Source organism: Mesorhizobium oxytropidicola (genome assembly GCF_056174625.1).
This window is the reverse complement of sequence record NZ_CM149692.1, coordinates 6,801,607-6,823,133: the sequence shown is the minus strand read 5'-3', so window position 1 is coordinate 6,823,133 and position 21,527 is coordinate 6,801,607. Positions and strand designations below refer to the sequence as shown.

The window sequence follows — 21,527 nt, the reverse complement described above, 5'->3', positions numbered from 1 at the left end:
TCCATCTGGTCCGCTTCGGAGGCAATATCCCACGACCAAGCTGACAACTGGCTGTCAGCGAGTTTGCGTTTTTCAAAGCCGATAGGCGGCGGCAAATTGATTTGTCACAGATCAAGACGTTCGCATGAACCGCGAGATAGGAAGGTTCTCTTAGTCGAGGTAGTTGCCATGACCGTTGCCAACGAGCCAGCCGGCCATTCCGGCACCCACATCCTGAAGCATTGGGCGATCGCGTGAGCCGCCTGCATACGGAGAACCATCTCATATCCCGCATTGGATGGCTGCGCGCCGCCGTACTCGGCGCCAATGACGGCATCGTGTCGACGGCCAGCCTGATCGTTGGCGTGGCGGCAGCCAATGCCGCCGCCTCCAACGTTCTGGTGGCCGGTATAGCCGGTTTGGTAGCCGGCGCGATGTCGATGGCGGCCGGCGAATATGTGTCGGTCAGCTCACAGTCCGATACAGAGCGAGCCGACCTTGACCGTGAGCGAAGGGAACTCGCGACACAGCCAGAGTTCGAGCGACAGGAACTTGCGGACATCTATGTCAAGCGTGGCGTGGAGCTAAAGCTGGCCTTGCAGGTCGCCGACCAATTGATGGCGAAGGATGCGCTTGGCGCCCACGCGCGCGACGAGCTCGGCATTTCGGAGATGACAACGGCGCTGCCGATCCAGGCGGCTCTGGCCTCGGCGGCTGCATTTTCGGTTGGAGCGGCCATGCCATTGGCGATGGTGCTTGTTTCACCGGCCGCATGGCTCGCCGCAACGGTGTCTGTCGCCTCGCTCCTGTTCCTGGCCGTGCTGGGCGCCATTGGGGCCAAAGCCGGCGGCGCCAATGTGCTGAGGGCAACTGTTCGCGTGACCTTCTGGGGCGCGCTGGCAATGGCGCTGACCGCCGGTATCGGTGCCGTCGTTGGCACCGCCATCTGACTATCCCGAGATGGTTCAACGCCAGTTTCTATGAAGTTGCGAAAGCGCAACGAGGACGCTCCGAAGGGGATTTACGAAGATGCTTCGCAAATCGCGGAGACGTGATCGTGAAGCAGCGCAGTTCAATCAACCCGGACATGGTCGTCGACGAAATCATGAGAAAATGGCCGGCAACGGTGGCTGTGGTGCTGAGACACAAGATGCTCTGCGTCGGCTGTCCGATCGGCACTTTCCATACGGTTACTGAGGCGTGCCGGGAACATCAGGTCGATGAGGGCGACTTTCTGATCGAACTCGAATTGGCCATTCGAGGAGAGCGATGACGGTCAGTCCTTGTCCCGGTTCTCGGCCAGAACCACCAAGCGGTGCGCATCCTTGACCGTGATTCTCTGGCGCCCGCTGATGACTATTCCGTTCTCCTCCCACTTGCTGAGCAGCCGGCTGACCGTGTGCAGCGTCGTCCCCGTCATTTCGGCAATATCCTGCCTCGAGATCGGGAAATCGATCTCGAGGCCGCTGTCGGTCTTTCGGCCGGTCTGGTTTGCCAATCGCAACAAGGCATGCGCAACCCGCTGCTCCACCTGCTCCGTGGACATCTCCACCACCCGTGTCTGGGCCTCCTGCAGCCTGGTTCCCACCGTCCTGTAGGTGCTTGCCCCAAACGTCGGGAATCGTCGCGCCAACTCCGGCCAAAGAGCATTGGGCCAAGCCAGCACCACGCAATCCACCGCCGCGACGGCGCTGGCGGGGTAGGTCGTCCGACCAAGGGCTGCGGCGACGCCAAAGATCTCGCCTTCGCTGATGTATCTGGCGATGACCTGCTGTCCGTCCGGCGTGGTGCGGACCACCCGTATGTGCCCGGCGATCAGCACGAAGAAGGAATGGGCCTCGGCCTCCTGCTCGAAGATCGCAGAGTCCTTGGCGTAGCGGGACGACCGTGCGTTTCGCAGGATCTCGCTCTGCTCGTCGGGTGTCAGCCCCTGGAAGAGCGGCAGTCGAGAAATCAGCGATCGGTCCAGCGCAGTCAAGCGGATCCCTCACAGCCCCCTTCCGCATCAATCGTGCGGCAGCCCTTTCTTATCCCGAGTTTGCGCCAGCGCAAATTGTTCGCAGTCGCATCAGGCTAAATGGCATGGAACGGCGCAATGCCGCGAAGACGAAACAAAGGACAAATCGATGAAACTCTCCATTCTCGCCGCCGCAATCTCCATCCTGGCCCTCGCCAGTGCCGCAAGCGCCGAAGAGCATGTGGTGCAAATGCTCAACAAGGGCGAGAAAGGCGCAATGGTTTTCCAACCTGCCTTCGTCAAGGCAGCTCTTGGCGACACTGTGAAGTTCGTGCCGACCGACAAGACTCATGATGCCGAGTCGATCAAGGGCATGATTCCGGACGGCGCCGAGCCTTTCAAGGGAAAGCCCAGTGAGGAAATCACCGTCACGCTGACGAAGGAGGGCGTCTACGGTGTCAAATGCGCCCCTCACTACGGCATGGGCATGGTCGCGCTGATCGTTGTCGGCAAGCCGGTCAATCTCGATACTGCCAAGGCGGTCAAGCATCCTGGCAAGGCAAAAACGGTGTTCGCCGACCTGTTCACCCAGGTTTCGGCCAACTGAGGCATCGTACAGTCTGCCTGCCATGAGTGAGGCGGGAAAGGGTCGGACGGACCGAGGGCGGCGGTTCATCCGGCCCTGTTCATTTGGAGATGCAGATCATGGGAATTCCACGCCTGCGCGCCTACACCGGACCCGCAGTTCTTTCCTACGGGTTCAGGCCTTTCTTCTTCCTCGGGTCGCTGTATGCCGCGCTCTCCATTCTGCTCTGGCTGCCGATGTATGCAGGCGAACTCGATGCCCACAGTGCGTTTGTCCCGGTCGACTGGCATATCCATGAAATGTTGTTCGGGTATCTGCCGGCGATCGTTACCGGGTTCCTGCTGACCGCTATTCCCAATTGGACCGGCCGGCTGCCCGTACAAGGCCTGCCGCTGCTGGCGCTGGTTGTCCTGTGGCTTGCCGGCCGTGCCGCTGTCTTCTTCTCGTCGGATATCGGCTGGCAAACGGCCGCCGTGATCGATGGCTCTTTTCTGCTGGCGGTCGCTGCGGCGGCGGCACGCGAAATCGTCGCGGGACGCAACTGGCGCAACCTCAAGGTGCTGCTGCCGCTTGCGGTTCTGGTTTGTGCCAACGGCGCGTTCCACATCGAGGCGCACCTTGAAGGCACTTCCGACATCAGCCGTCGGCTCGGCATGGCTGCTGCAATCATGCTCATCTCGCTGATCGGCGGGCGCATCATCCCGAGCTTCACACGCAACTGGCTCGTGCGCGAAAATCCTGGCAGGCTGCCGGCACCGTTCGACCGTTTTGACATCGCATCGATAGCCATCTCAGCCATCGCACTGGGAGCATGGTCGTTCGCCCCCGACAACCGAATCACAGGACTGCTTATGGCCGTCGCCGCCATTTGCCAGGCGTGGCGGCTATCGCGCTGGGCTGGCGAGCGTACATTGCGGGATCCGCTGGTGCTCGTTCTGCATCTTGCCTATGCCTTCGTGCCGGTTGGGCTTGCCCTGGTTTCGGCGTCGATCTTTTCCCGGCGCCGTACCAGCGGCGGCGGGACTTCATGCTCTCGGGACTGGCGCCGTCGGCTCGATGACGCTTGCAGTGATGACTCGCGCGACCCTGGGGCACACCGGGCGAGAGCTCAAGGCTGGGAAAGGTGCCTCGTTCATCTTCGTGACCGTCCTTCTCGCGGGATCATTGAGAATTTTGGCCGCCTTCGTCCCCTCTGGCGTGGTGATCGACATGGCCGGCACGGCATGGGTGGCGGCATTCGCCGGCTTCGTCCTGGTCTACGGACTGGCGTTGATGACGCCAAAGGCGCGGTGAGGCGGGAGAGCAGGCGACCGTCGAAGACGCGACTGCAGGAGCCGCTTCCGATCTGTCAGGCAATGCCGAGGTAGCCGAGGATACGGTTCACCCATCCCGTCTGGTCCCGCACCAGCCTGAAGCCCAGATTGTCGGGAGGGGTGCCAACGGCGCAGCCTCCGCTTTTGCCGTCGCTGACGAAGTTCGACATGTAGGCCCTGTGAAGCCCTTCAAGGACGTGGACGCCGCAGTTGTCGACCGAGCTTACAACACCGCTTCCGTCTTTGGCCAACGTGGTGCGGACATAGCAGGTCGAAGTCCACTCCCAGACGTTGTCGGAAAGGTCGGCGAGGCCGCGCGAATTCACTCCAAAAGAGCCACTGCTCCTGGGCAACGGGTCCGGTTTGCGATTGAGGTCGACCTCGGCCTGGTAGCTGGTGAGCCACCGCCTGGCGGGGTTGTTGGCATCGTTTTCGACACCCTCGAATTCTCCCGCGAACCGCTCCGCCGCGGCAAAGGCCCACTCTTCGTCGGAAGGCAGCCGCCATTGGCTGCCGGTCACATCGGAATACCATTGGGCATAGGCGACGGCGTCGAGGTAGCTCACGCCTGTTGCGGGTGCGTCACGCGGGATTGAGCGGGTCTCCTCCGCCGGCCGACAGGCACCAGCCGACACACAATCCGTGTAGTCAGCAGCGCCGACTTGATTGGCCATGATGTCGAGCGGGCCGTTGATTTGCCGATCGACCTTGGGATTGGCTTGCGGGCGTCCGTCCTTCAGGAACTCGCCCGGCATTGGGTACTTGATCGAACCGGCAGGCAGGCTAACCGTCGTCGCAACGGCGTGGGACTGTCGATGACCACCGGCCGCCTGCATCGAAAGTCCTGCCGGCACAGCTGCGGCAACCATGGCGATCGGCACGAGCTTGAGGGTGAGAGGCGACATGTCTTTTCCTCATGCCCGGACAGCGTCGCTGTCCGGGCGAATAGGAGTGCCGTTCAGTTGGTGGCGATGGGTTTGGGCGCCTCGACCTGCGTCATCAGATCGTCATCCCATTCGCCCTCGACCTTGAAGTGAGCGGTCGCTCCAAGTTCCACGGCCTCGATCAGATTGTGGTTGACGTAGGCGTAAACCCCCGGCTGCAGGAAGGTATAGAGCGCCGAGCCCGCGGAACCGCCACGGATGAACCAGGTCTCCAGATCCTTGGCCGGCGGATTGGCGAATTTGCCCTGTTCCCAGACATAATCGCCATGGCCGCCGATCAGATGCGGCCGGGTATCGCGGTTGGCCTGCGAGTGGACGATCAAGACGGTTTCTCCGACTTTCGCCGTCATGGCGTTGTCGCCGGTCAAGGAGCCGACCTTGCCGTTGAACACGACATGCGTCGGGATCAGGCCGCGCATCACCTTGACGATGTCATCGTAGCCGTCACCGGCCGATTCGTAGCTCTTGAAGTTGCCCTTCTCATCGCGCGGGATATAGAAGTCGCTCTCGCCGATATAGAAGATCTTGTCGTATTTGACCGGCTCGCCCTTGTCGTTCCTCAAGCCGTCGCGCGGCAGCACCATGATTGCGCCGCTCATGCCGGAGACGACATGCCATGGGATCATCGGACCACCTGGCGCGCAGTGGTAGACAAATGTTCCGGTTCGCGTCGCCTTGAAGCGCAAGGTCACCTGTTCGCCCGGATTGATCAAGGTCAGCGCGCCGCCGCCCAGTGCACCGGTCGCGGCATGGAAGTCGATGTTGTGGGCAAGCGAGTTGGTGTCGGGATTGATGAGCGTCAGCTCGAGATAATCGTCCTGATGCACCACCATCAGCGGGCCTGGGATCGAGCCGTTGTAGGTCATCGCATTAAGCTTTGTGCCATCGGCGTCGATAACGACAGGCTTTTCCTCGATCGTCATGGTGAACTCGACGATCTTCGGTCCGCCCTTGGCGACCTGATCATGCGGATGCACAAAAGGCGGTGCCACGAGCATGATCTTCTCTCGGGCGAGCCCCTGAATGTCTGCCTTTGTCACAGTTGCCGAAAATGCCGGCAGTGCTGCCACTGCGGCAGCGCCAATCGCTGCAGCGAACAGAGCTTCGCGTCGCGTGATCATGTCAGTCTCCTGTCTCTCAACCGTTGCGGATGAGCAGAACCTAGCTGGCCTGATGCAGCGTTTCTTTGCGCTGGCGCAAATTGGTGGAAGTTAATCGCAGAAAGAACAGCTTCGGGATGCGGCGATCCTATGGGTCGCGATTTGAGATGTAGAAGTTTGGTGTCGCAGTTTTCTGCAAATGTGCGCTGTCACTGGCGGATTTCTGAAGATCAGCGGCCGCTTTTGTCTTCCGGATCGATCAGAATCCGCTCGGCTGCCCCGTCGAGATCTTCATATTGGCCGCTTTTCAAAGCCCACAGGAAGCCCCCCAGGCCAAGCGCACCAAGAAAGAGAGCAACGGGTATGAGGTAGGTGAGGGTGGTCATGCGGATCGGGCCAATTCATTTATTTCGGAACGTCTGTCGCGCCGAACACTCTTCGCCAGCGAATTTGGCATTGAATTTTGCAGTCGCAGCGCATTTCCGATCACAAGCAGCGAAGAAGCGGACATGGCTATCGCCGCGATAAGAGGCGTGACATGCCCCAATATGGCGATCGGCACGGCGACAGCATTGTAGACGATTGCGATCGCGATGTTCTGTCGGATCAGGCTCCCGGCCTTGCGCGAGACGTCCAGCGCGAGAGGCACGGCCAGAAGACTTTCGCGCAGGAAGACGAAGTCCGCTGCGTTGCGGCCAATGTCGGCGGCCGTGGCCGGTGCGATCGAGACATGCGCCGCGCGTAGCGCCGGCGTGTCGTTGAGGCCGTCGCCAACCATCAGAACCTTGTGTCCGTCCTTCTCCAGGGTCTCGATGCGTTCGACCTTACCGGATGGCAACAGGCAGGGCACGAAGTCATCGACACCCAGGACTTTCGCAACCTCGGCACAGGCTGCCGCTGTATCGCCCGACAGCATTTCCACCGACATCCCAGCATGTTTCAATTGATCGATGGCCGCACTGGCGTCGGCACGCAATGCATCCTGGAAAACGAAGGATGCGACAATCATCCCGTTTTTCGTCAGAACCGTTCCGCCGTAGCCATGTTTGCCTTCACCGCCAGTTCGAGCCTTCCACCCGGCCCATCCGCGTCGACCCAGCCGCCATGTGCCTCCGGCGTCAGTGGCTTCGATACCAAATCCCGGATGCTCGGTGACCGCATCGAATTTGTGTTGCCCGCCAGGAGCGGCAAAACCGGCTATGGCCTTTGAAAATGGATGACGCGAATGCGCGGCCATGTCGGCTGCGATTGACAGCATGGCCGGATCGATCGATGACGCGTTGACGAGCCGGGGCTGGCCGAGCGTGAGCGTTCCGGTCTTGTCGAACACCGCCGTATCAATCGTCGCCAGGCGCTCCATCGCCGAACCATCCTTGACCATGATGCCGTTCTCGAACAGGCGCCGCGCGGCAACCACCTGTACGATCGGCACCGCAAGACCGAGCGCGCACGGGCACGTGATGATGAGAACAGCAATGGCGATCGTCATCGCGCGGTGCCAGTCGCCGGTCGCCGCCATCCAGCCCAGGAATGTCACGAGGGCGGTGAGATGAACCACGGGCGCGTAGAGTGCCGAGACGCGATCGGCGATGCGGCGATAATGCGCACGACCGCCCTCGGCGGCCTCCATCAACCGGACCATTTGCGCCAGGAACGAATCCTTCGCGGCGGCTGTCGCCTCGATCGTCAGCGGGCCGGTAAGGTTGAGCACACCGGCCTGCACGGCTTCGCCCGGCGCCGCGTTTCGAGGCGTGCTCTCGCCCGAGACCAGCGAGCAGTCGAGATCCGACGCCCCTTGAATGATCTTGCCGTCGACGGGGATTCTTCCGCCGGCTGCGATCAGCAGCTGCATCCCTGGTTCGATCTCGCCAACCGGCAAATAGTCGCGCGCGCCATCGCCGCGCAGCACCATGGCGCCACGCGCGGCCAACTGTGACAGGCTTTTCACCGCAGTGCGGGCACGTTCGCGCATTACGTGATCCAGCGTGCGGCCGATCAACAGGAAGAACAGCAACGAAACCGACGCGTCGAAATAGGCATGGTCGCCATGGTTGATCGTCTCATAGAGGCTCATGGCATAGGCAAGCGACACCCCGACCGCGATCGGCACGTCCATGTTCATCCGACCGTGGCTCAGTGCATTCCAGGCCGAGCGGAAGAAGATGCCGCCGGCGAAGGCCAGCGCCGGGACGGCGATCAGCGCCGAGACCCAATGGAACAGATCGCGGGTAGCACCTTCGGCACCGGACCAGACCGAGACCGAAAGCAGCATGATGTTGCCGGCCGCGAAGCCGGCAACGGCGACGGCGCGGATCAGCTCGGCAAGCGTCTTGTCCTTTTCATCGACCTCGGGGGCGAACAGATTCGCCTCGTAGCCCAGCCTGCCAAGCGCGGCGACAAACGGTGGTACCTGGTCCCCACGCCACCGGATCGCGACCCGTTTCGTCGACAGGTTGACACGCGCGCCTTCGACATTGTCGAGCTTTGCCAGCGCCGTCTCGATCGTCTGGATGCAGGCGGCGCAGTGAACCGTTGGGACTGAAAGGTCAGTTTGGTTAAGAGCACCGCCAAGCGATCGGCTCGCCAGCCTGATCTCCTGGCTGGACGGCAGGACCGATGAGGTGCTGACCAGGTCCAGCCCCATTTCAGCGCCCGGTGCACAACAACTCATTGCAGCGCTCCATGCGAAATCATGATCCTGCGGACCTCGCGATAGGGTTGTGCGAGGCCGGCATCGGCGTCGACTTCGACGATCCAGACGCCGTCCTTCGGCATGTGCTGCGCGGCGAATTCCTGGTCGGAGGCGAGGGCGAGAATGACGGACTTGTCCTCTTTCTCATATGCGGGATGGCGAAACAGCACCTTGACGCCATGCAAGGGAACCGGCTTGCCGGCGGCGTCTGCAAGGCTGTAGCGAACTTCGCCCCATGCGATGGTCAGTTTGCCGGTCCAGCCGAGGGCTGCTTGCGCGCGCCCTTGCTCGGCCTTCTTGTTGAATTGCTGGCTCGCCACATAGGTGTTTTCGACGACAAGGCCGGTCCAGCTTGTGTTGGCGAGCGTCGCCATGGTCAGGTTGACCGCGATGACCACGCCGAAAAAGGCAAGGATGATGGTCAACATGTGCCTGCCGGTGAATTCGCGGGATCTTTGCGTGGTGGCGTTCATCTGGCGATCTCCGGTGCGTTGAAGGTAGCGGTGTACTCGGCCGACTCGTAGCTCGCCTTGTCCTCGACCCGGAACTTGAAGGTTTGAGCTGTGCCTTGGATCTGACCCGCCGGCTGGCGCACGAAAACCTTCAGCATCTTCAGCCGGTCGGGTTCGACCGAAATGGGGACGGAACGGCCCACGGGGAGATCGATGCCAACGACGCTCATCTCTGCGCCCTGCAAGCCTTGCACGGTGACTACGATCGTCCTTGGCTCGGGGATCATGTTGAGCAGTTTGACGGTGTAACCGTTGCGGATCGAACCGTCGGACAGCGTGACGAACTGCGGATTGCGGTCGTGCAGCACGTTCACCTCGAGCCGGTCGCGCGTCAGCAGCGAATAGAGCAGACCAAGACCGATCAGCGACCACACGGCCATGTAGATGTAAGTGCGCGGCCGAAAGATCTTGCGGATATGAAAATGGGCCACCTTGTCGGAGAACGCGCCGTCAGCCGTTCTGACCAGCGACGGATTGACTGAACCGGAGCCGCCCGCGGTCGCCAGCATCATGTTGGCGTTGTAATCGGAGAGTGTCGCGTAGGAGATCAGCCCGCGCTCCTTGCCGAGCTTGTCCATGACGCCGTCGCAGGCGTCGATGCAAAGCGCGCAGGTGATGCATTCGAGCTGTTGGCCGTCGCGAATGTCGATCCCCATCGGACAGACCGCGACACAGGCATTGCAGTCGACGCAGTCGCCGGCGGGCTGGCCTGCGGCAAGAACCTTCTTGGCGTGACGCGAGCGCGGTTCGCCGCGCCAGTCGTTGTAGGTGACGGTGAGTGAGTTCTCGTCGAGCATCGCCGCCTGGATGCGCGGCCAGGGGCACATATAGGTGCAGACCTGCTCGCGCATCAGCCCGCCGAATGTATAGGTCGTCGCCGTCAGCACGGCGACCGTGATGTAAGCGACGGGCGCCGCGGTGCCGGTGAAGAGTTCTCTCAACAGCGTCGGTGCATCGGCGAAGTAGAAAATCCAGGCGCCGCCGGTGGCAGCGCCTATGACCAGCCAGATGGCATGTTTCGAGACGCGCAGCATCAGCTTGCGGGCGGTCCAGGGACCCGCATCGAGCTTCATGCGGGCGTTGCGGTCGCCCTCTATCGCGCGTTCGACGACAAGGAACAGATCGACCCACACGGTCTGCGGGCATGTATAACCGCACCAGGCGCGGCCGACCGTCGACGTGATCAGAAAAAGGCCGACGCCGGCCATGACCAGAAGGCCGGCCACGTAATAGAACTCTTGCGGCCATATCTCGATGAAGAAGAAGTAGAACCGCCGATTGGCGAGATCAAGCAGGACCGCCTGGTCCGGGGCATATGGGCCGCGATCCCAACGCAGCCACGGCGTCAGGTAGTAGATGCCGAGCGTAATCGCCATCACCAGCCACTTGAAGCGACGAAAGTCGCCCGTGGCGCGTTTTGGAAAAATCTTCTTGCGCGGAGCATAAAGAGGCTGACGGATCTTGGCGGAATTGACCGCCTCGGCTTCGAGCCGTTCTACCTGTGTATTGTCCAGCACCGGTGTCTCCCGTCGCGCAGCTTGTGATTTCGCTGGGCAGTCGGCCCAATGGATGTGTGGCGAGTGCGCGAAAATGCAACGTCGACCGAACTCTGCCTTCGACTGGATTGCGTCGCGTTGATGCAGGTCAATCTCCGGACGTCGGAATGCAGTCGAGGCCCGGCAGGGCCGGGCCTCGTCGCCTGGGCGGAAAGGGCCGGAGAATAGACCCCCGTTGCTATTCTCCACCGCCAAGCGAATGCACGTAGACTGCAAGCTCCTTGACCTTGATCTCGCCAAGACGGCTGCCCCAAGCCGGCATCACGCCGTGTTTCGGCGCGCGGACCTGGGCGGCGATGGCCGTCTCGCCAGACCCGTAGAGCCAGATGGCATCGGTCAGATCAGGGGCGCCGAACTCCCTGTTGCCCTTTGCCTTGTCGCCATGACAGGCCACGCAGTTTTCGGCAAAGACCTTGGCGCCGGGTTCGATCAGGCTTGTATCCTGGACCTTGCCGGATAGGCTCGCCACATAGGCGCTGACCTGGCGAATCTGATCGGCGGTTATGATGTCGCCAAAGGCGGGCATTTCCGAGATGCGCGTATCCGGGTCGGACGCGAAACGGATGCCATGCGTGATGGTCTGCTGGATCTGCTCGGCCTTGCCGCCCCACAACCAGTCATCGTCGTTCAAGTTGGGAAAGCCCTTGGAACCTTGGGCACCGGAGCCGTGGCATTGCACGCAATTGACCTTGAACGCGGCGCCGCCGGCGGCGACGGCGAATTCGCGCAACGCATCGTCGGCGGTGATCTCGGAAACGGTTTTCGATTGAATTGCAGCGACATATTTGCCCTTGGCAATCTCGGCTGCCGCCAGCTCGTTCCCGACGTCGTTACGGCTCGAATAGCCGAGCACGCCTTTGCTTGCCGAGTGCAGCAGAGGCCATGCCGGATAGGCGATGGTGTAGCCGATCGCCCAGACTATGGTGACGTAAAACGTTATGACCCACCAGCGCGGGAGCGGGTTGTTCAACTCCCGAATACCATCCCATTCATGGCCGGTGGTCGAGACGCCGGAGATCTTGTCTATATGCTCGTCGCTCATGATCAGTCGTCCTCAAGGGGAATCCGGGCGGCTTCATCGGCAAGCTTGCGGCTGCCTGGGCGGAGTGCGAAGGCGATTGCGCCGACAAAGAAAAGCGCCATGGCGACCAGACCCCAGCTGTCAGCAAACTCCCGCATCATATTGTAATCCATCGATAAAAATCCTCAGCGATAGCCGGCGGCCTCGTCGTAATTCTTGAAATCGACCAGCGTGCCGAGCATTTGCAGATAGGCGACGAGGGCGTCCATTTCGGTGACCTGCTGTGGATTGCCGTCCAGATCACCAACCTTGGCTTTCGGATATCGTGACAGCAGCGCGGTCGTGTCCGCGTTGGGATCCGCTTGTGCCATCAGATCGCCGTTGGCGTGTGCGATCATGTCGTCCGAATAGGGTACGCCCACGCGCCTGTTGGCGACGAGGTGGGTGGAGAAATCCTTCACTTCAATCGGGGTGTCCTTCAGGAACGCATAGCTCGGCATGATCGACTCCGGCACCACCGAGCGAGGGTCGGTCAGATGCTGGACGTGCCACGTGTTGGAGTAGCGATCGCCGACGCGCGCCAGATCAGGGCCGGTGCGCTTGGAGCCCCATTGGAACGGATGGTCGTACATCGACTCGGCCGCCAGACTGTAGTGACCGTAACGCTCGACTTCGTCGCGGAACGGCCGGATCATCTGACTATGGCAGAGATAGCAACCTTCGCGGACGTAGATATTGCGTCCGGCGAGCTCGAGCGGCGAATAGGGCCGCATGCCTTCGACCTTCTCGATCGTGTTGTCGAGGTAGAAAAGCGGCGCGATTTCGACGATGCCGCCGACGGTCACGACCAGCAGCGACCCGACAAGAAGAAGCGTGGCGTTCTTCTCGATGATCGCGTGTTTGTCCATCAAGCCCATGTCTGGCTCCTTATTCGGCAGGCTGGAAGGCGGGTACGGAACCCGGCATCGGTTGCTCTTCGCGCTGGCGGCCGAGGATCGTCATGGTGACGTTCCATGCCATGAGCAGCGTACCGGAGAGGTACATCGCCCCACCGATGGCACGCATGACATAGTAGGGGTGCATGGCGGCGACGGATTCAGCGAAGGAATAGACCAGGAAGCCCTGCTCGTCGTATTCACGCCACATCAGGCCCTGCATGATACCCGATACCCACATGACCGCGGCGTAGACAACGATCCCAAGCGTCGCCAGCCAGAAGTGCCAAGTCACAAGCCGCAGGGAATACAGGCGCTCACGGTTCCAAAGCTTCGGCACCATGTAGTAGATCGCGCCGAACGTTATCATGCCGACCCAGCCGAGGGCGCCCGAATGGACATGACCGATCGTCCAGTCCGTATAGTGGGACAGCGAATTGACCGTCTTGACCGACATCATCGGACCCTCGAAGGTCGACATGCCGTAGAAGGCGATGGCTGCGACCATCATGCGGATGATCGGGTCGGTGCGGATCTTGTCCCAGGCGCCCGAGAGCGTCATCAGGCCATTGATCATCCCGCCCCACGAGGGCATCCAAAGCATGATGGAAAACACCATGCCGAGCGTCTGCGCCCAGTCGGGCAGGGCGGTGTAGTGGAGGTGATGAGGGCCGGCCCAGATATAAAGGAAGATCAACGCCCAGAAGTGGATGATCGACAGGCGGTAGGAATAGACCGGCCTGTTCGCCTGCTTGGGCACGAAGTAATACATCATGCCAAGGAAGCCTGCGGTGAGGAAGAAGCCGACCGCGTTGTGGCCGTACCACCACTGGATCAGCGCGTCCTGCACGCCGGAGAAAGCGGAGTAACTCTTCGAGCCGAGGAATGACACCGGCATCGACAGGTTGTTGACGACGTGCAGCATCGCCACGGTAATGATGAATGACAGGTAGAACCAGTTGGCGACATAGATGTGCGGCTCCTTGCGCTTCAGGATGGTGCCAAGGAACAGGATGAGATAGGCGACCCATACGATGGTCAGCCAGATGTCGACATACCATTCGGGTTCGGCGTATTCGCGGCTTTCGGTAATGCCGAGCAGATAGCCGGTCGCGGCCATGACGATGAAGAGCTGGTAACCCCAGAACACGAACCAGGCCAGATTGCCGCCGAACAGGCGGGCGCGGCATGTGCGCTGCACGACATAGAGCGACGTGCAAAGCAGCGCGTTGCCGCCAAAAGCGAAAACCACCCCAGATGTGTGGAGGGGACGCAGGCGGCCGAAATTGAACCACGGCGGGATGTTGAGTTGCGGATAGGCAAGCTGCAACGCGATGACAACGCCCACCAGCATGCCGACGACACCCCAGAACACCGTCGCAATCGTGCCGTACCGGATCGGCCCATCCATATAAGCCGAAGGGTCGACCGGAGCCGCCGGCTTGAAGTCTGTATTGCGCAGAAGGACGGCGGTGAAGCCGGCCAGCACCAGGAACAGCACCAACATATGCTGGCGGAAGGGTTCATCGACTCCGAAGCCTGCGGCGACAATTGCCGCGAACGCAAACAGGCTTAGAAGGAAGATCTCTCTGCCAAACTTCATCGCAAGTCCCCGATCTCGAATTCTGACGGACGCCAAATCCGCGATGCATGAATTCCGCAGCCGGCCTCCGTTCGCCTTGATCCATGTCAAAGCGGGACGGTTTTGCGTTCTGCAGCGTCGAGCGCGATGCAATCAGGAGGTCGCGATTGAAGAAGAAACTGCAGGATCTGCCATCGCATCGCCTATGGCGCGGAGAATCAAAGCGAGTGCGTGGAGTCGCCATCGTGGCCACAGCAGCTTCGACGATGAGACGTCTGCATCAGGAGAAACTGCGTCTTTGCGATACGCTAGAAAGCATTGCCGATACTCTGCCCAATGTCGATCGGTTCAAATGCCTTGGCACTGCAAACAGCATTGTTCCTCTGCTCCGCGATAGTCATCGGTTTGAGGAGACCGTCATTTTCCCAACCTATGAGGCGGCCTCGATCCTGGCGGATGCCGTTTTCAATTCGACCAGTCGCCTGCGCGCCGAACATGTCGAGGACGAATGCTTTGCCGGTGAGGTGACCGAGATTTTGCTGGCGATCGGCCATGGCGAGACGGTCGAGAATGCTGAGGCTGTCGGCTTCATGCTGCGCGGCTTCTTCGAAAGCCTGCGCCGGCATATCGCCTTTGAACGCGAGCACGTCTTGCCGATGATCGGGGCCGTCGATTGATCCTAAACGCCAGAGCGCTGCTGCAGCCGGGTCAAGCTGTCGACTGTGACGTCCCGGTTGTTCTCTATGCGGATCACGCCATCCGATCGCAGCCTGGTCAACTGGCGGCTCACCGTCTCGATCGTCAGACCCAGGAAATCGGCGATGTCGGCGCGGGTCAGCGGCAGATCGAAACGTGTCGACTGGGCGGCCGGGTCAAGCGTGGGGTCGATGTTCCTGGCGATCATCAGGAGAAAGCTCGCCACTTTTTCCGATGCACTCTTGCGCCCCAACGTCATCATCCAGTCGCGGGCTTCATCGAGTTCGTCCAGCGTCTGCTTGAGCAGACGATGCTCGAGTTCCGGTGATTCCTTCATCATCCGTTCGATGGCGGTCTTTGGAAACGAACACACTGAAACGGCGGTTGCGGCTTCGGCGTTGATAGCGCTTTCCACCTTAAAGGGTCTTCCAAGAAAATCGGGGGCGAACTGGAGGCCGACAATCTGCTGGCGGCCGTCCGAAAGGCTCTTTGTCAGCTTCACCACACCGGAGAGCACGTTCGAATAACTGTCGACGGTCTCGGTGTCGCCAATCAGTTCTACGCCCGGTTCAACGGTATGCTTCGATGAGGTCCTGGCCAGCCCCACCAGTTGATCGGGATCAAGCGCGCCGCAGACGCCATTGTGCCGCGCTTCGCATGATTGGCAAAGCACGGGAATGCCGGCGCTGTGAACATCCTGACGCACTGTCACCACGATCGCCCGAGAAACGATGAGAGTTCACGCAGGGTATAGCATCAGGCCAAGAAAAGCCTTGCGGCAGTTTGTCCGCGGCAAGATCGGTCTTGACCGAAATCAAGGCGCCGGCCAGCAATGTCATCAATGTCGCGCCATGCAACGTGGAGCGGACAGGGACATGCGGCCAGAACTAGTTGCCAGACTTGGCGAGAACGTGCCGCGCTATACGAGCTATCCGACAGCGCCGCATTTTAACGCAAGCGTTGACGCTACCGTTTGTCGTGGCTGGCTGCAGGCGCTCGACGAGGGCGACGAAATATCGCTGTATCTGCACATCCCGTACTGCGACAAGCTTTGCTGGTTCTGTGCCTGCCATACCAAGCAGACACGCCATTACGAGCAGGTGACCACATATCTGCGCTCGCTGCATGCGGAGATCGCCACCGTCGCCGGTCTTGTCGCAGGCAAGGGCCGCGTGCGTGCCGTCCATTTCGGCGGCGGTTCGCCAACGATGCTCAAACCGGAGGATATGGTGGCGCTGGGAAGCGTCCTGCGCAATAGCTTCGCGTTTCTTCCCGACGCGAAGGTCAGTGTCGAAATCGAACCCAACGACATGGACGATGCCCGCCTCGACGCGCTTGCCGAAATCGGGATGACAAGGGCGAGCCTCGGCGTCCAGGATTTCGAACCGAAGGTGCAGAAGGCAATCAACCGCGAGCAGAGCTTCCTGCAGACCAAGACGGTAGTCGACGGGGTCCGCTCGCGCGGCGTCGAATCGGTCAATCTGGACCTGCTCTACGGCTTGCCACACCAAACCAGGGAGAGCGTCTCTTCCACCGTCGCGCAGGCACTGACCCTGCAGCCGGACCGGATAGCGCTTTTTGGCTACGCGCATGTGCCGTGGTTCAAGAAACATCAGACGATGATCGACGAGGCATGGCTGCCGGATTCGGCAGAGCGGTTTGCTCAGTCGCAACTGGCCTCTTGTCTGATGCTGAACGCGGGATATCAGGCAATTGGCCTCGACCATTTTGCCAAGCCAAACGATGCGTTGGCCGTAGCGGCTAGAACCGGCTGCTTGCGCCGCAATTTCCAAGGCTACACCGAGGATCGCTGCGAAACACTGATCGGTCTCGGCCCATCATCCATCAGTCAATTCCGGCAAGGCTATGCACAGAATATGCCTTCGACCGCTGAGTATGGCCGCATGGTGGCTGACGGTGGGCTGGCGACCGTAAGAGGCATCGCTCTCTCCGTCGATGATCGTGTTCGCGGCTGGATCATCGAGCGACTGATGTGTGACTTTAGTTTCTCCGGCATCGACCTGGTCGAGCGCTTTGGCGAAGCCGGTCAAAGACTTCTCGTGAAAGGAAGTTCCACGGCTCTTCACGATCCTGCGCGGTTACTTGAACTCGATGGTGACCGCTTCGTCGTGCCTGCGGAAAGCCGCCCCTTTGTCAGGAGCGTCGCGGCGAAGTTCGACAAATATTTCGAAACCGGCAAGGCCCGGCATTCGGTAGCGGTCTGAACATTGGCCCGGTCAGAAATGCTCGCCGGCCTTGAACGGCCCGATACGGGTGCCTGCGGCGATCAGATAGGCGGTCGACCAGCCGATGAGTAGAAACCCGTTCACGCCTTCGAGCGCCGCCAGCACTCGCCACGTCAGCTCGAAGAAGCACTGCCGGGGGTCGAATTCGTCGATATTGCCGAGCCTTCGATGTGGATGCGCTCGATCAAGTCGATGGAGGAGCAGACACTAATTCGCGAGGGGGCGCGAGTTTGCGATGTCGGCGGCGCAGCTTGCGTGGCGGCGATAAGGGCCGGCGTCCCGGAGCATCAGGTGGCGATCGCCACGACCAATGCGATGATCCGCGAAATCGCGAAATCGCATCCCTTCGTCGAACTGATGGACACTTGGGCCTGGTTCCAGTCAGGCATCAACACCGATGGCGCACACAATCCGGTCACGAACCGTGTCGTGCGGGCTGGTGACATCCTCTCGCTCAACACCTTTCCGATGATCTTCGGTTATTACACTGCACTCGAACGGACCCTATTCTGCGACCATGCCGGTTGATGCCGCGGCAAACCCAGGCCTTAGCCATCTAGGGGTTGTACGGAAATCTTAATACTTCAAGCTCACCGTGCCTGTCTGGGTTAGACAGGCGCTATCGGAACGCGTCGCCAACAACTACTCAAGCGGTAGCTCTTCCAAAACCTACCGCATTGGAATGGACCCATCAGAATGCGCGACGTCACTCCTTGTCGACCGCACCCAAGAACCTTGGGATGGGCAGGCACGACGGCGCTCGCGATGGGAGGCAGCAATCAAAGCCTCTTTCTGATCGCCGCCCTTTTTGTCGGCCAAGGGAATATTCCCGGTCAAGGAAGCGCTGCGGTACCGTTACTCGCTGTTGGTCTGCTTCTTAGCTGGGCTGCGGCGCCGGCGTGGACCGAATTGGTTCTCATGTGGCCAAACCGCGTTGGCGGTATCTCTGCAGCGTGCGCGGAAGCTTTCCGGCCCTACAGTCCCGTCCTCTCGGCCTTGACAGGCACCTGCTACTGGTGGGGTTGGGTCCCAACGTGCGGACTGACTGCGGTTCTTTCAGCGTCCGCAATCCAGCAATGGTACCTGCCGGGCCTCCCCGTGGAGGCGGTCGCCTGCGCGCTCATCGGGTTTTTTACGGCGGTCAACCTGTGTGGAATCAAGTGGGTGGTACGACTGGCGATGCCGATCGCCACAGTCTCCGCGACGCTTGCGTTTCTGTCATCCTTTATCCCGGTCATTAGCGGCGCGGTTGACTGGCGGCAGGCGACAGACTTTACACTGACAAGTCCCTTTGCCGGGCTGTTCGGCAACATCACGTCGGTAATGGCAGGACTATATCTGATCGGGTTCGCCGCGCCGGCGTTCGAGGCCGCAGCCTGTCATGTTGGCGAAACCATCGACCCTAACCGCAACATTCCTCGCGCGATGTTGGCCAGCGCGGGAATGGCCGGCATCTATTTCTTCGTCCTGCCGGTTGTTTGGCTGGGTGTGCTTGGGCCAGGGCCGCTCGGCACGGACCTCGCGGTGGTCCTCGGCCCCACGTTTGCGCCTCTATTGGGCAGTTTTGGCAAAGCCGCCGCCATCTGGTTCATCATGTTGAACATGTTTCATGGAACGTTGCAGCCCTTGGCAGGCGCCGCGCGGACCCTTGCGCAACTGAGCGAGGACGGCCTGCTGCCGAAGTTCCTGGCCAGCCGCACCGCAACGGATTGTCCATGGGCGGCAACGCTGCTCACTGCTGGCGCCGCCATCGGTTTCATGCTGTGCGGATACCCGCTCTGGATGATTGCTGCGGCCAATTTTACCTATCTGATTAGCATCTGCATGCCCAACATCGCAGTCTGGCTCTTGCGCCGAGACCATGCCAATGCCGAGCGACCCTTCCGTGCTCCCAGGGGAACGATCGTCCTTGGCTTAGGCGCGGCGGCAATATGGCTATTGACCGCCGTACTGGGATTCCAGCAGTTTGGCCTTCCTACCGTGTTGTTCGGTCTGGCCTTGGCATATTCGGGCGCTGCGCTTTACGCGTGGCGCGCCATGGAGGATCGGCACGCACTGAGTCTACCCTTGCTGGCGCGCACGCTTCACCTGAAGCTTACCGGAGCCATGTTTTTTGTGCTCGTGCTTGACGGTGCTGGCTATTTTTTGGCAATCAGCAGCGTTTCCCACGTGCAAGCTCCACTGATCGCAGCGCTGGAGGACATATTTGTTGTCGTCGCGCTACTAACCATCAGCGTCGGTCTGGTTTTGCCGGGAATGATTACCCATTCGGCAAGCGAGGTGACCAAGGCAGCGAAGCGTTTGACATCCGGAACGTTAAAGGACTTCTCTCTCGCCATGGCTGCTCTGGGGCGAGGAGACCTCGAAGCGGCGCACGCCTCGGTGAACATCTTACCGGTGAGGGTAAACTCTCGCGACGAACTTGGAGAGATGGCCGAAAGCTTCAACCTCCTGCAAGATGAAGTGAAGGAGGCCGCCCACGGCCTGGACGAGGCGCGCGAGAATATGCACGTAGCGCGCACCGAACTTATGGCACGGCACGAGAAAATCGAGCATCTTGCCCATCACGATCCGCTCACAGGTCTGGCGAACCGCACCGCCCTTGCATCGCACGTGGCCAGGACGCTCGAGCAGGCGAGAGCATCGCACAGCAGCTTTGCCGTTCTCAGCATCGACCTTGACCATTTTAAAGAGGCCAACGACGTTTTTGGGCACGCGGCAGGCGACGATCTTCTGTGCGCCATCTCCCGGCGCCTTGAAACTGCGGCGCCCGAAGCCTTTGTCGCCCGCATGGGCGGCGACGAATTTACACTGGTCCTTGCCATGGGTGAACAGCCCGCTGGACCCCAGGAAGTCGCCGACCGTCTGTTCGAATCGGCGGCAGGTGAATTCGAAATCCGGGGCCAGCACATTTCCATCGGGCTGAGCATCGGCGCGGCGATCTATCCGAAAGACGGAGAGAATGCCGCGGCGCTGATGGCAAATGCCGACGCCGCGCTCTACCGGGCCAAGGCGGACGGTCGTCGAATGCTGCAGTTCTTCGATCCTGAAATGGACAGGCGGCTAAGAGAACGCTACGCCTTGCAGCGAGATTTGCGTTCGGCAGTCGCACATGGCGAACTTGTGCTCCACTATCAGCCGCAAGCTCGGATAGACGGCGAAATCTTTGGTTTTGAGGCACTCGCCCGGTGGCACCATCCAAGACATGGACTCGTCTCGCCGACGGCGTTTGTCCCCCTTGCCGAACAGGATGGCACGATCGTTGAAATAGGTGAATGGACGCTCCGGCAGGCATGCAAGGAGGCCGCCTCCTGGGCCGCGCCCCTGCAAATCGCCGTCAATCTTTCCCCAGTGCAATTCCGCTTCGGGGACCTGGTGGGGCTCGTTCATTCGATCCTCTACGAGACCGGCCTTACGCCGGGACGCCTGGAACTGGAAATCACCGAAGGGGTTCTCATCCGTGATCGGGCAACCGCGTTGTCGGTTTTGCGGCGATTGAAGGCGTTGGGCGTCAGGATCTCCATGGATGATTTTGGAACCGGATATGCCTCCCTTTCCTCGCTACGGGCATTTCCATTCGACAAGATCAAGATTGATCGCAGTTTCGTTTCGGGCGTCAACTCGAATGCCCAGTCGGCCGCCATCGTACGAACGATTCTCAGCCTGGGAAATGCGCTGACCTTGCCTGTCATCGCAGAGGGCGTTGAAACAGAAGACGAGCGTGTTTTCTTGATGACGGAAGGATGTCCCGAGATTCAGGGTTATCTCGTGGGGCACCCGCATCCAATAGCGCTCTATGAAGATGTGACGAATGGCTTGGGTGCCCGATCAAAATTTCCTGGTGAAAAACAGGATTTGCACGTTGCTTTGCGCAAGCGAGCAAATGTTGCCAGCTAGCCTAGAATCCTATCTCACGGTCTTCCACCTGAGTGCTGTCATAGCAACTGCCTAGGGCCCCAATTGTTACACGCCTTCCTACCTATGCCCCCTTCGGGGCTACAAAGCTTCTGGGTTCGGACAGGAAAACCACAGGCTGATGCTCGACCACTATCAGGTGGTTTGGAAAAGCAACAACCGGCAGCAGACAAACGCCGACCGGAATGAGCCTAAAGCTGCCCACCCCTAAGCTCTCGGAGCAATAGGATGCCCTTATTTAGGAAGTGCCAATCGAGCAGGTCGCCCTTCCAGCGCCCCTGAACCGGCTTTGCTCGCAGAAATGCGACTACGGCAACACCAAGCGCCACCAAATATTTGAAGAGGCGCGAAATCGCTGCCTACCGACGGAACATTAGGCTGTCCTAAATGTTCCCTTTCAGGGTGAAGACCATGGCAGGCAAGACAGCGTGGCCGCCCTGAAATTCCGGAGTGAATCAATGCACAGCATAATCTACATAGTAGGGCTCGTGGT

At 60.4% G+C, this 21,527-nt stretch carries 18 protein-coding genes and 2 pseudogenes; 8 read left to right on the top strand and 12 right to left on the bottom strand.

Going from position 1 to position 21,527, the window contains the following annotated elements; genetic code table 11:
- Positions 1 to 233: 233 nt before the first annotated feature.
- Both AC0V8S_RS33945 and AC0V8S_RS33940 read left to right on the top strand, forming a co-directional pair.
- A complete protein-coding gene (locus tag AC0V8S_RS33945; RefSeq protein WP_475435980.1) occupies positions 234 to 929 on the top strand; it encodes a VIT1/CCC1 transporter family protein in 696 nt (231 codons plus the stop codon).
- A 107-nt stretch (positions 930 to 1,036) separates the two neighbouring features.
- Positions 1,037 to 1,252, top strand: a complete 216-nt coding sequence (locus AC0V8S_RS33940; protein ID WP_475435978.1) for a DUF1858 domain-containing protein — start codon at positions 1,037 to 1,039, stop codon at positions 1,250 to 1,252.
- 3 nt (positions 1,253 to 1,255) lie between these two features.
- Here AC0V8S_RS33940 and AC0V8S_RS33935 read toward each other — a convergent pair whose 3' ends face one another.
- On the bottom strand, positions 1,256 to 1,957 hold the full coding sequence (locus AC0V8S_RS33935; protein ID WP_475435976.1) for a Crp/Fnr family transcriptional regulator: 702 nt from the start codon (positions 1,955 to 1,957) through the stop codon (positions 1,256 to 1,258).
- Between the two features lie 148 nt (positions 1,958 to 2,105).
- Between AC0V8S_RS33935 and AC0V8S_RS33930 the strand changes: the two genes are divergently transcribed.
- On the top strand, positions 2,106 to 2,543 hold the full coding sequence (locus AC0V8S_RS33930) for a pseudoazurin (RefSeq protein ID WP_475435974.1): 438 nt from the start codon (positions 2,106 to 2,108) through the stop codon (positions 2,541 to 2,543).
- 98 nt (positions 2,544 to 2,641) lie between these two features.
- A pseudogene (locus tag AC0V8S_RS33925) lies at positions 2,642 to 3,815 on the top strand (NnrS family protein).
- A 55-nt stretch (positions 3,816 to 3,870) separates the two neighbouring features.
- Here the strand turns inward: AC0V8S_RS33925 and AC0V8S_RS33920 are convergent.
- The 10 genes from AC0V8S_RS33920 to ccoN all read right to left on the bottom strand — a co-directional run bounded on the left by AC0V8S_RS33920 (position 3,871) and on the right by ccoN (position 14,198).
- The gene (locus tag AC0V8S_RS33920) at positions 3,871 to 4,740 is read right to left on the bottom strand and encodes an SUMF1/EgtB/PvdO family nonheme iron enzyme (RefSeq protein ID WP_475435972.1); all 870 of its coding nucleotides are present in this window, start codon (positions 4,738 to 4,740) and stop codon (positions 3,871 to 3,873) included.
- Between the two features lie 53 nt (positions 4,741 to 4,793).
- Positions 4,794 to 5,900: a copper-containing nitrite reductase gene (gene nirK / locus AC0V8S_RS33915; protein ID WP_475435970.1), complete on the bottom strand. Its 1,107-nt coding sequence runs from the start codon at positions 5,898 to 5,900 to the stop codon at positions 4,794 to 4,796.
- 209 nt (positions 5,901 to 6,109) lie between these two features.
- On the bottom strand, positions 6,110 to 6,265 hold the full coding sequence (gene ccoS / locus AC0V8S_RS33910; RefSeq protein WP_475435968.1) for a cbb3-type cytochrome oxidase assembly protein CcoS: 156 nt from the start codon (positions 6,263 to 6,265) through the stop codon (positions 6,110 to 6,112).
- Positions 6,262 to 8,550: a cation-translocating P-type ATPase gene (locus AC0V8S_RS33905; RefSeq protein ID WP_475435966.1), complete on the bottom strand. Its 2,289-nt coding sequence runs from the start codon at positions 8,548 to 8,550 to the stop codon at positions 6,262 to 6,264. Before AC0V8S_RS33905 ends, ccoS begins: the two co-directional genes overlap by 4 nt.
- Positions 8,547 to 9,044 carry a FixH family protein gene (locus AC0V8S_RS33900; RefSeq protein WP_475435964.1) on the bottom strand — a complete coding sequence of 166 codons (498 nt, stop codon included), beginning with the start codon at positions 9,042 to 9,044 and terminating at the stop codon, positions 8,547 to 8,549. The genes AC0V8S_RS33905 and AC0V8S_RS33900 overlap by 4 nt, the downstream gene beginning before the upstream one ends.
- Positions 9,041 to 10,600 carry a cytochrome c oxidase accessory protein CcoG gene (gene ccoG, locus AC0V8S_RS33895; protein WP_475435962.1) on the bottom strand — a complete coding sequence of 520 codons (1,560 nt, stop codon included), beginning with the start codon at positions 10,598 to 10,600 and terminating at the stop codon, positions 9,041 to 9,043. The genes AC0V8S_RS33900 and ccoG overlap by 4 nt, the downstream gene beginning before the upstream one ends.
- 217 nt (positions 10,601 to 10,817) lie before the next feature.
- Positions 10,818 to 11,681 (bottom strand): cytochrome-c oxidase, cbb3-type subunit III, encoded by an 864-nt coding sequence (gene ccoP / locus AC0V8S_RS33890; RefSeq protein WP_475435960.1) that lies wholly within the window; start codon positions 11,679 to 11,681, stop codon positions 10,818 to 10,820.
- 2 nt (positions 11,682 to 11,683) lie between these two features.
- The gene (locus tag AC0V8S_RS33885; RefSeq protein ID WP_475435958.1) at positions 11,684 to 11,833 is read right to left on the bottom strand and encodes a cbb3-type cytochrome c oxidase subunit 3; all 150 of its coding nucleotides are present in this window, start codon (positions 11,831 to 11,833) and stop codon (positions 11,684 to 11,686) included.
- A 12-nt stretch (positions 11,834 to 11,845) separates the two neighbouring features.
- The gene (ccoO, locus tag AC0V8S_RS33880) at positions 11,846 to 12,577 is read right to left on the bottom strand and encodes a cytochrome-c oxidase, cbb3-type subunit II (protein WP_475435956.1); all 732 of its coding nucleotides are present in this window, start codon (positions 12,575 to 12,577) and stop codon (positions 11,846 to 11,848) included.
- A gap of 10 nt (positions 12,578 to 12,587) precedes the next feature.
- Positions 12,588 to 14,198, bottom strand: coding sequence for a cytochrome-c oxidase, cbb3-type subunit I (gene ccoN, locus AC0V8S_RS33875; protein ID WP_475435955.1), 1,611 nt, complete (start codon positions 14,196 to 14,198; stop codon positions 12,588 to 12,590).
- 245 nt (positions 14,199 to 14,443) lie between these two features.
- On the opposite strand from ccoN, the gene AC0V8S_RS33870 reads away from it, so the two are divergent.
- Positions 14,444 to 14,854, top strand: coding sequence for a hemerythrin domain-containing protein (locus AC0V8S_RS33870; RefSeq protein WP_475438749.1), 411 nt, complete (start codon positions 14,444 to 14,446; stop codon positions 14,852 to 14,854).
- Positions 14,855 to 14,856: 2 nt separating this feature from the next.
- Here AC0V8S_RS33870 and AC0V8S_RS33865 read toward each other — a convergent pair whose 3' ends face one another.
- Complete coding sequence (locus tag AC0V8S_RS33865; RefSeq protein WP_475435953.1) at positions 14,857 to 15,585, bottom strand: Crp/Fnr family transcriptional regulator; 729 nt, start codon at positions 15,583 to 15,585, stop codon at positions 14,857 to 14,859.
- 163 nt (positions 15,586 to 15,748) lie between these two features.
- Here AC0V8S_RS33865 and hemN point away from each other — a divergent pair, with 163 nt between their 5' ends.
- The 3 genes and pseudogenes from hemN to AC0V8S_RS33850 all read left to right on the top strand — a co-directional run bounded on the left by hemN (position 15,749) and on the right by AC0V8S_RS33850 (position 21,016).
- Positions 15,749 to 17,098, top strand: a complete 1,350-nt coding sequence (hemN, locus tag AC0V8S_RS33860) for an oxygen-independent coproporphyrinogen III oxidase (RefSeq protein ID WP_475438748.1) — start codon at positions 15,749 to 15,751, stop codon at positions 17,096 to 17,098.
- A gap of 132 nt (positions 17,099 to 17,230) precedes the next feature.
- Positions 17,231 to 17,641, top strand: a pseudogene (locus AC0V8S_RS33855) (M24 family metallopeptidase); the annotation flags it as partial.
- A gap of 243 nt (positions 17,642 to 17,884) precedes the next feature.
- Positions 17,885 to 21,016 (top strand): amino acid permease, encoded by a 3,132-nt coding sequence (locus tag AC0V8S_RS33850; protein ID WP_475435951.1) that lies wholly within the window; start codon positions 17,885 to 17,887, stop codon positions 21,014 to 21,016.
- Positions 21,017 to 21,527: the final 511 nt, after the last annotated feature.